The 8,958-nt window shown below is 36.9% G+C and carries 10 protein-coding genes; 8 read left to right on the top strand and 2 right to left on the bottom strand.

Annotated features, from left to right (window positions below):
• The first annotated feature begins 1,310 nt into the window (after positions 1 to 1,310).
• Together EI161_RS12255 and EI161_RS12250 are read left to right on the top strand one after the other, a co-directional pair.
• On the top strand, positions 1,311 to 1,739 hold the full coding sequence (locus EI161_RS12255; RefSeq protein WP_192529674.1) for a helix-turn-helix domain-containing protein: 429 nt from the start codon (positions 1,311 to 1,313) through the stop codon (positions 1,737 to 1,739).
• A complete protein-coding gene (locus tag EI161_RS12250; RefSeq protein WP_192529673.1) occupies positions 1,729 to 2,466 on the top strand; it encodes an Abi family protein in 738 nt (245 codons plus the stop codon). The genes EI161_RS12255 and EI161_RS12250 overlap by 11 nt, the downstream gene beginning before the upstream one ends.
• An 18-nt stretch (positions 2,467 to 2,484) precedes the next feature.
• Here the strand turns inward: EI161_RS12250 and EI161_RS12245 are convergent, their stop codons facing one another.
• Positions 2,485 to 2,877 (bottom strand): hypothetical protein, encoded by a 393-nt coding sequence (locus EI161_RS12245; RefSeq protein ID WP_192529672.1) that lies wholly within the window; start codon positions 2,875 to 2,877, stop codon positions 2,485 to 2,487.
• A gap of 168 nt (positions 2,878 to 3,045) precedes the next feature.
• On the opposite strand from EI161_RS12245, the gene EI161_RS12240 reads away from it, so the two are divergent.
• The 6 genes from EI161_RS12240 (at position 3,046) to EI161_RS12215 (ending at position 7,570) form a co-directional block, all read left to right on the top strand.
• Positions 3,046 to 3,324 carry a hypothetical protein gene (locus EI161_RS12240; RefSeq protein WP_192529671.1) on the top strand — a complete coding sequence of 93 codons (279 nt, stop codon included), beginning with the start codon at positions 3,046 to 3,048 and terminating at the stop codon, positions 3,322 to 3,324.
• 5 nt (positions 3,325 to 3,329) lie between these two features.
• Complete coding sequence (mobQ, locus tag EI161_RS12235) at positions 3,330 to 5,006, top strand: MobQ family relaxase (protein ID WP_192529670.1); 1,677 nt, start codon at positions 3,330 to 3,332, stop codon at positions 5,004 to 5,006.
• Positions 5,007 to 5,158: 152 nt separating this feature from the next.
• Positions 5,159 to 5,599 carry an OB-fold protein gene (locus tag EI161_RS12230; RefSeq protein ID WP_192529669.1) on the top strand — a complete coding sequence of 147 codons (441 nt, stop codon included), beginning with the start codon at positions 5,159 to 5,161 and terminating at the stop codon, positions 5,597 to 5,599.
• Between the two features lie 91 nt (positions 5,600 to 5,690).
• The gene (locus EI161_RS12225; RefSeq protein ID WP_192529668.1) at positions 5,691 to 6,326 is read left to right on the top strand and encodes a hypothetical protein; all 636 of its coding nucleotides are present in this window, start codon (positions 5,691 to 5,693) and stop codon (positions 6,324 to 6,326) included.
• A 71-nt stretch (positions 6,327 to 6,397) separates the two neighbouring features.
• The gene (locus EI161_RS12220) at positions 6,398 to 6,679 is read left to right on the top strand and encodes an HU family DNA-binding protein (protein ID WP_192529667.1); all 282 of its coding nucleotides are present in this window, start codon (positions 6,398 to 6,400) and stop codon (positions 6,677 to 6,679) included.
• A gap of 270 nt (positions 6,680 to 6,949) precedes the next feature.
• Positions 6,950 to 7,570 (top strand): hypothetical protein, encoded by a 621-nt coding sequence (locus EI161_RS12215; RefSeq protein WP_192529666.1) that lies wholly within the window; start codon positions 6,950 to 6,952, stop codon positions 7,568 to 7,570.
• 288 nt (positions 7,571 to 7,858) lie between these two features.
• Here the strand turns inward: EI161_RS12215 and EI161_RS12210 are convergent, their stop codons facing one another.
• Positions 7,859 to 8,788, bottom strand: a complete 930-nt coding sequence (locus tag EI161_RS12210; protein ID WP_192529665.1) for a replication initiation protein — start codon at positions 8,786 to 8,788, stop codon at positions 7,859 to 7,861.
• Between the last annotated feature and the right edge of the window lie 170 nt (positions 8,789 to 8,958).

Genomic DNA, 8,958 nt, shown 5'->3' with positions numbered 1-8,958 from the left:
ATCATTTTGTGTTTTCTCACATCATTTTGTGTTTTCTCACATCATTTTGTGTTTTTTAAGCTTGTAAGTTGTTGATTTTATTGATGTAAAACCTCTCTTAAACAGGATTAAACAGGATTAAACAGGATTAAATAAAAACCATAGAAAATATGAAAATTAAATAAATTGAAAATGAGAAATTAAAAAAAAGCTGTAATAGACTGGATTTATTTCAATATTACAAAGCGCATATTTGCATTCTAAGCATCCTTCTACCTCATTGCTATGAATTATCCATAATTTCAATTAAGACGCATTCAGCGGCATTCTGTGGCTTTCTAGCCATATAGCCGATTGCTACTTCCAATAATATATGCTTAAATAAAATCAGTGTTTGGTAGATACAAAAAAAAGAGCTACCGTTTAGGGCAGCTCTCTTCTTTTTAATTAAATATCAAACACTATAAAGTACGGAAATACCGTAGATATTAATGTTAGATAATTAATACCTGAGAAATATAAATTACTACATTTGATGTATGTTCTCAAGTTAAGTCGCATGATTAACTTTGAACTCACGGTTTTTCCTACTATTTTAATTTAACTTAATAGGAAAAAATTATGAGAAATCATATGGCACTACCGAAGGCTTCCACTCATAAGGGCTATATTTTGTATAGTCTTTTAAAAGGTAAGCATCTACGCAATAAGGGGCTCTTCCACGATATAGACACTTGCTTCTCAGGTTCTAGAATATCAGAGCTACGTGGAGATGGTTGGGATATATCTGATAAGTATATGCACATGACTACCAGAGAAAACAAACAGGTTCGAGTTAAAGAGTATTTTATTAAACCTAGTCAGATACTTAGCTATAAAAGGTTTGAGAGTGTTATTAGATTTATTGAGTTATGCGATAGGATTTATCAGAAATCAGCTTAGAAACTAGTCGATAAGAGTCATATTGACTAGTATATAATAAGAAAACGCCCACTATTGCTAGTGAGCGTTTTTGCTCTGCCGTTACTACCTTTATCCGTGAGGACAGCCGACGGTAGGACAGAATAGAAATCTATTGATTTATATAACTAGAGAAAGACTGAGCCGTTACTACCTTTATCCGTGAGGACAGCCGACGGTAGGACAAAGTACAAAACTACTTCTCTTAGCTAATATAGATCTTATTTCGTATCTCCTATTAATCTTTAAAAGACTAACAGCAGTACTCAATACATAATCTATTTTACATTAGGCTTTACTATAGTAAAGAGTCAATATGACTTACTATATGTATATACATACCCTGTATATACTGAAATTTTGGAAAAAAAATGAAAAAAAACGCTAAAAGTAGTCCAATAGCTGATAAATGGGGCGCTAGAGCTTCATCCTTGGGGTGGGTCGCTATTCCTACATTGCTATTATTTTCACAAAGAGACCTCAAAATTACATCTGCGGAAATGAATGTTTTGCTAAACCTTATTGTTCATTGGTGGGACAAGTCTGAGATCCCCTTTCCCTCTCAAGCAGCTATCGTCTATAGGACAGGACTTTCTTTAAAAACGGTGCAAAGAGCTTTAACTAGCTTAGAGAAAAAAAACTTAATTATTAAAACAGCAACTTCTCGTTCAGATCCTATTACTAGAGGACGTACAATGTACGATTTATCTCCTCTAGTGGATGAGTTAGATAAGGTTTCAGTCAAAGTGCTAGAAGGTTTAAAGGAAAGAAAAAACATGGTGATAAATAATGCAAATTGATGAATTAATACTTTCCATATCTACACATAGATTGTCGACATATAAGCGTCTTTTTAATGAGATTGTATATGAGCCTTCTAAATATGATGAGCACTCTAAGGTGCTTTTTTATCTAGAAATTCAATCTATTTACTCTCACTTTTTCATACCTATGCAAACATTAGAGATAGTCCTGAGAAACAGGATTCATCATTTTCAAAGTGAACATTGGGGTACTAGCAGCTGGTTTAAGAAGCTAATTGCTGAAGATTGTGCTACGGATTCAACTAAAAATGCTTTCGCTACAGCTAAGAAAAACATAGTGAAAGATCTAAGAGAGAAGGGAATTTCGGATCGTGGACCATATCCTTCAGATTTTGTTGGTAAGTTGAACTTCGGTTTTTGGGTTGAGTTACTACAAGTTGCCTATAGATCCACTTCATTTTGGCAGTTTTATGGCTTAAAAGTGTTCCCTAATAAGCAAAAAGTTAAGCTTGGCGAAATGTATGACTTACTTCATAGGATACAAGGAGTCAGAAATAGGCTGTATCACTACGAACCTTTATGGGACACAACAAAGGGCTTTAAAAATATAACTGATTTCTGTAACACCTTAGAGGATACTTACTATCTTATAATTCGACTAATAGGCTATTTATCTTTAGATCATAAAGAGCAACTCAAGGATCACATATTCTTTTTCGACTTAGAGATAAAGGATTTTAAAAAGAAGTATCAAAAACCCTGATATTGATTGTTTTAGTAGCTAGAAGTATTCAGAAAATAATTCTTTGTCGCTAGGCCGTACTAAGAAGCTATCTAGTCCTTTAGCTACTTCATCTTTATCTAGCACCCCATCTGCTACCCATTTTTCAAGCATGGCTCCAAGCAAGATTTTTCGCTTACTATCCTGCTTACGATTGAGCTTACTCCTAGCCAACTGCTTTCGTTGCTTAATGGCTTGTATTCTATTTTCATTTTGAGTGATATATGTATCTAGCTTATCAAGATGATCTATCATCTCAGTCAACCATTTATTCTTCTTTGGATTATCTTTCTTAACAGCAGACCGAACCGATCTCATTTCAGCCAATAAACTATCACGGTCAACCAACATCTTAGCTAACTGATCTTCTAGATCCCTTTGTATTTTAGACACCTAACTTGCTCCTTCCCTTGTATAAAACCTAAAAATAGTAGCATAAATAAGGTACAAGGGCGCACTTATGCAAACTATGCTAAACTCCCCTTATCGGTGAGCTTAGCATAGTTTGCAGTGCGACAAGGGGAAACCCCTTGCAACCCCCAAAAAACAAAGGACGTTGTTATGCAGTTACAGGATAGGATTAAAAAGGCTGAAGCCGAATTAAGGAAGTTGAAAAAAAGACAGAAAAAAGAGGAGGAGAAAGTACATTTGATTTGGGGTAACGCTATATTTAAGGCATTGAATGACGGCGACCCTGAGATCACTAAATTGGTTTTAGAGCTATCCCCTCAAGTTATTAATAACAGCAAAGGGGAACAGCGAAGAGTAGTAGAAGATATTTATCAGCAGGTACTACATAACTGTGTATCGCCCGACAATAAAAAAGTGGAAATTCGTTAAGAAAAATGGCTATCTATCACTTATCCGTCAAAACATTTTCACGCAGCAAAGGACAATCTGCTACGGCAGCGATTGCCTATCGTGCTGGCGCAAAGATTAAGTGTGAGCATGAAGGACGTACCCATGACTACACTAAAAAAAATGACGTGCTGCACAGTGAGATATTTTTACCAGCCAATGCTCCTAGTTGGGCAACTGACCGCCAGCAGCTTTGGAATGAAGTAGAGAAAGCCGAGAAGCGTAAAAACAGTACGATAGCAAGAGAGTTTGAAGTAGCATTACCGAATGAACTCAATGAAGAGCAGCGTATTGCACTGGTACAGGACTTTGCCAAGCAGATCGTGGCAAGACATGGCTGTGCTGTAGATGCTCATTTGCATAATGATAAAGGTTTGTACGAGAGTAAAGAAAACCACCACGCCCACATTATGCTCAGCACAAGACAGCTAGAACAAGACGGCTTTACGAAGAAAACTCGTGAGCTAGACGAAAAGAAAAGCGGTGAGGTAGTCTATTGGCGTGAACAATGGGCGAAAACTGCTAATGAGCATTTGCGTGAGTATGGAATAGAGATTGACCATAGAAGTCTGAAAGATCAAGGCTTAGAGCGTGAGCCAACCATCAAATTGGGCGTTGCTGCTAGTGCATTAGAGCGTAAAGGCACCAAAACAGACCGTGGCGATATCAATCGTGAAGTAGCCAAATATAACAAAGTTCTCGAAACTAATAGTAATGAGAAAATTAATAAGATTTTGAGCAAACAGCTTAAACAAGCAACCGAACTTCATAACAAGCTACAGTTTATCAAACGTAGGCTACCCGAAGTCAAAAGAGACATTGCTGAAAAACAGCCTAAGCTATACCAAGCCTTTGATGATCTAGGAATACCAACGGCTGAACCTGAACCCATTAGGAGTGTTGACCATGAGCAAGAACGAGAAAGAATCGAGCCAGTTAGTGAGCGAGTGGATAGACCGCCAAGCCCTGAGAGCCATTCAAATGAGCGAGGACGAGAATTACCGCCAGTTGGTAGCGTCAAGAGCAACGAATTGGGGCAAGGACATAACAGCGAAGTCCGACCTGCGGATCAAACAGTCACAAGCACCGCACCTAGAGATATAGTAGAACTGCCACAGCAGCTCACAGAACCAATTAAACAGCCAAAAGCACCACAAGCCACAGAGGAAACCGTTAAAACGCCTACAGCGCCAAATAAAGCCGATGAGATAGCCGAAAAGCGTCTACTGGTTGAGGGTTTTGTGCAGCGGAGTCAGGAAATGGCAAAGCAAGCTCATAGAAGCCAGTTAGATGCGCTACAAGCGCAAGCTAAGCCTATCTATGCTGAAATAGAGCGACTAAAAGACAATGAGCCATGGAATCCCTTTAAAACAAAGGCGTGGCAAGCAGAGTTGGATAAGAAAGTCGCTCAGCATAACGACATTAAATCAACGTTTGATGATTTAAAAAATCAAGGAGTAACCACGGAGCTTATACAGGCAGTTCATGCAGAGGAACACCGTAGAAACCCTACGGAATATCAGAGTATTAGTGCCATGGAAGATGAAGTAATAGCGTATGAGCAAGAGCAAATTGAGGTGTTAAGAGAGCAGCGACAGCAGCAGTTGGTACTAAAACGGCAAGAAGTGAAGGTAGCTAAAGCTGATAAGGATATTCAACTCTAAAGCCGAGTTAATCGGTAATTTTCAATCATTAAAATCATTGCTGTATCGCAGTTGATTTACCGTTGTCAAAAAATAGGTAAAGTTGCTCATACGTTACTAATCGGTTACAGTCTTTATTTTCTAAAATAAAGTTTATAGGATAGGGCGGTAATATGATTAAAAAAATATTAATAGGTATCGTAGTAGCTTTTATTTTACTGATGATTATAGGCGCTCTCCTTGGTGATGATACTACTGATAGCACTACAAATAGTGAAGTCAGTAGTAGTGCTGAACCAGCTGAACTGATTGCAGTAACCGCAAGAGAGCTGTTCACTGCATATGATAAGAATGAAGTTGCAGCTGATAAACAATTTAAAGGTAAAATGCTAGAAGTAACTGCTACAGTGTCTAGTATTGATAGTGGCTTTAGTGATAATGCTATTGTGCAACTAAATACGGGTAATGACTTTCAATCGGTTTCAGCAGAGGGCGACGAAACATTTACAGATATAGCATCTACCTTAAATAAAGGGCAAGAAGTTACTATGATTTGCCAAGGTGGTGGTGAAATCATAGGTAGCCCTATGTTAGATAACTGCGTTATCCAGTAGAAAAGCAGTTATTGCATTAAAAATGCTCTATCAACAGAAAAGATAGGGCTTTTTTTATGTTAGTTTTATTTGATCTTGGAGGATGTTTATAATGTTTTGGCATGAAGAACTAACAGAAGAAGATGTTTTAAAACGTCTTAAAGGTACTATCCATGAGTCGATAGGCGGCACGGTAGCAAGCGGTGATCACTGGTATGATCTTAGTAAAGAATCTAAGGACAACCCAATGAAACGCTTTGAGGCAGGAGTGGCAGGATTACCGTTGCCTGGTGCGTTTAAAGAATCTGCACTTGGACTTAGAGGTATTATCAGAGATAAAATTAAAGCCAATGAAAGCTATGAGGATTATTTAAAAGAACTATATACCTTAGCTGTGTGGCAGTCTTTTAGCATGAAATATTCAGAAAGAGCAGGAACTGTCGGACATAATATTTTAGAAAGAATACCTGGTGGTCAAATAGCTAAACTCAAATGTGATTACCAAGATATAGGTTATAAACACCTAGATTTAATAAACAAAACAGATGCAAAAAGGTTAGTAGCTATATGGGGTGAACCTAAAGCACACACTACTTTGCTTGAGTTTCATAATGATCTTTGGAGAAAGTACGAAGATGAATTTATCCATATTATTGAAACGAGGAGCCCATCCCAGATTCTGTGTAAGTATGGATCGGGGGTAAGCAGCAGTGACACAGAGTTTGGGAAACTCCCCCGCGAGACCTAACATTTACGGCATCTCCTCACCAAACCAAGGGAATGAAGTCAAAATGATTCTAATAACAACGAGAGGTAAGTATGAATAAGCAAGATATCATTAGCGAGTTGGCACCAAAATTAAATGTGAATCAAGATGAGGCAAGGGTTGTACTAAACTCAGTTTTGGATGTTTTAGCCGACTCTTTAGCTAACCTCGAAGAAAATGAAAGATTGAAGTTAGTAGGGTTTGCAAATTTTCAAAAGGTTAAGCGCAAGAGTCGTTTAGGTAGAAACCCTAAGACAGGTGAAGCAGTAGAGATACCTGAAAAGCTAGTCATCAAGACGACAATTAGTGAAAATCTAGTAGATAGCTTTCAGTAATTGCTCGAGGAGTTTTAACTTATCGGCGGTTCAATGACCTAAGTAATGGTATTGGCTTTTAGTATTGTATTGATAGTGTTGTTTACGCCACCCCTTGCTATAAGTAGTTCGCTAATATCAGTCTATTTTAGGTAGTCTGTTTATCGTTTAAACGGTCTGTTTGGATGGTTCCGTTGGGGTATGCTCTATACTGATAATTTATTTTTATTCAGACTGATCACTGTCATTTTTGACACATCTACTGTTAACCATCAAAAAAGGATTATTAAGATGAACAAAGCTATATCATTAATTTTGGCTACTTTAGCTTTTACATTCTCAGCCTCTGCTTATTCTGCACAGTTTTCTTCTATTATTGATGCAATGGCAATTCCTAAAACCTCTCCAAACACTGTAAGTGTCTGGGAGAACGCAGATAAAATTAAAGGTATTAAATGGAAATGGCCGTATTACGAATCAGGCGCCCATGATAGTACGATGGAAGGCACAACCAAAGTAGGTAGCAGTAAAAATCCTAATGTTGGCGCTACTGAAATTACTATCACTGGTGCTAGAACTTTCATGACAGCTATTGAAATAATGATTCAAAATGAAGGGGAAAATCCTTCTAAAAGTGAAATAAACAAGTTTTTTGGTGCAGGTAGAGTGTTAAAAATAGCATCATCTTGTGACAAAAATGATGCTACATGGGGTGATGCTACTTATCATTTCACCAGTTCAAAAGGTCAGCCAGGTTTTATACGTTACGAAAGTAGTTGGGGTGCTTCAGGAAGCGGTGCTGTAATAATTACAGTTGCTAATAGATTAACGGATTTAAATCATCGCTATGATGACTATGAGGATGAGAATTGCTATGACAATCGGACGTTAGAAAAATGGGCAGTTGATTAATTAAGCTACATTTAAAAACTGTAGAAACCATCATGGGAGATTTTAAGCAGACAGCTTAATGCTAATGATCCACGTTGATGATTTTTTAGTCACTAAATCCATATCTAACACTATTATATCGATGCCTGTATAGCGCATCGATCATAGATAGAATATGTATGGTAAGTACACCACGAAGTACACTACGACTATTTCAGTGAGCAAAATCACTGATACCATTATCCTACAGCCAAAGATTCAAGTCCTCACTAGGGGACCGAACCAGTGAAGGCACCTGGAATAAATGAACTATCTTCCTTGCTTAACCTTTGGTAGATATGCTTCAAGACCTTTATTTTTCTTGTTGAAGCTTTCTGGTTCTCGCTGTACGATATTTATCATTTCACGCTTAAATATGTCTGTATTCATTTTGCCCTCATAGCTTAGCAAGGGGTGGTCATTATAATCATTCATAAATTGCACATTATTAACGATTGATTCGATGGTATCTTGTGACAATACTCCACTTTTATTTGCTAGCTTAGCTAAAGTCTTTTTATGAAACTTTAGCGTTAAACTAACGTAAGTGCGCTTAACTTTTCTATATTCAACACTGATCTTATAGTTAGTATTTTCATTGATTTCACTAATAGCAGTTTCTATTACACGCTCTCTAAGCTGACCAAACTGTTTGTACTTATCTTTTACGCCCATAATATAACGGAAGTCATCGAGATCTAACTGTTTACTATATTGATACTGGTTAACCCACATAACAATTAGTTCATATAATCTTATCGCATGAATACTTGATAACTCTGTTATTTCGATTAATTTGTATTTAGTAAAATTAGCTTTTAACTGTGTTAGATAAGGCAAAATATCTTCAGCAAATGCTAAAGTCACCTCGCTACTATCAGGATTAAATAAAACACTGCTAACAAAGCGGGTACGCATCCACTTGTCTCCTTCTAGCTTTATCGTCACCTCTCTATCGAAAAGCCTATTACTTGCTTGCTCTAAATCTCTAAATGCATTGTCTTGAGACTTACCTTTATAAAATAAGTCCTTCATTTCTTGCACAGTGACAGTGAATTTTGTTTGCTTCGATATATCAGCTGTATCTGATCTGCTATCGATTTGGCTAATACAAGCTAATAACAACTCCTTTTCTTTTGTTGTCATTGTGTAAGTTGCTATAACCAAGTCATTAGATTTTACTACTAGATTATCTTTCATATTTATAAGCATCCCTTACCTATACTATTTTCTTCTTCACATCATTTTGTGTTTTTGACTCGACTAACTTAATAACACTAACATAAATATCATATTAAAACACTTGTTTTTTTAATTGTGTTTTCTCACATCATTTTGTGTTTTCTCACATCATTTTGTGTTTTCTCACA

It is taken from the genome of Psychrobacter sp. FME5, from assembly GCF_014861375.1.
In the GTDB taxonomy this organism is placed as follows: domain Bacteria; phylum Pseudomonadota; class Gammaproteobacteria; order Pseudomonadales; family Moraxellaceae; genus Psychrobacter.
This window is presented reverse-complemented; position numbering and strand designations above follow the sequence as displayed.

Coding starts and splice junctions, on each gene's coding strand:
- EI161_RS12255 (WP_192529674.1), top strand. CDS start 1,311: ATGAAAAAAAACGCTAAAAGTAGTCCAATAGCTGATAAATGGGGCGCT.
- EI161_RS12250 (WP_192529673.1), top strand. CDS start 1,729: ATGCAAATTGATGAATTAATACTTTCCATATCTACACATAGATTGTCG.
- EI161_RS12240 (WP_192529671.1), top strand. CDS start 3,046: ATGCAGTTACAGGATAGGATTAAAAAGGCTGAAGCCGAATTAAGGAAG.
- mobQ (WP_192529670.1), top strand. CDS start 3,330: ATGGCTATCTATCACTTATCCGTCAAAACATTTTCACGCAGCAAAGGA.
- EI161_RS12230 (WP_192529669.1), top strand. CDS start 5,159: ATGATTAAAAAAATATTAATAGGTATCGTAGTAGCTTTTATTTTACTG.
- EI161_RS12225 (WP_192529668.1), top strand. CDS start 5,691: ATGTTTTGGCATGAAGAACTAACAGAAGAAGATGTTTTAAAACGTCTT.
- EI161_RS12220 (WP_192529667.1), top strand. CDS start 6,398: ATGAATAAGCAAGATATCATTAGCGAGTTGGCACCAAAATTAAATGTG.
- EI161_RS12215 (WP_192529666.1), top strand. CDS start 6,950: ATGAACAAAGCTATATCATTAATTTTGGCTACTTTAGCTTTTACATTC.
- EI161_RS12210 (WP_192529665.1), bottom strand. CDS start 8,788: ATGAAAGATAATCTAGTAGTAAAATCTAATGACTTGGTTATAGCAACT.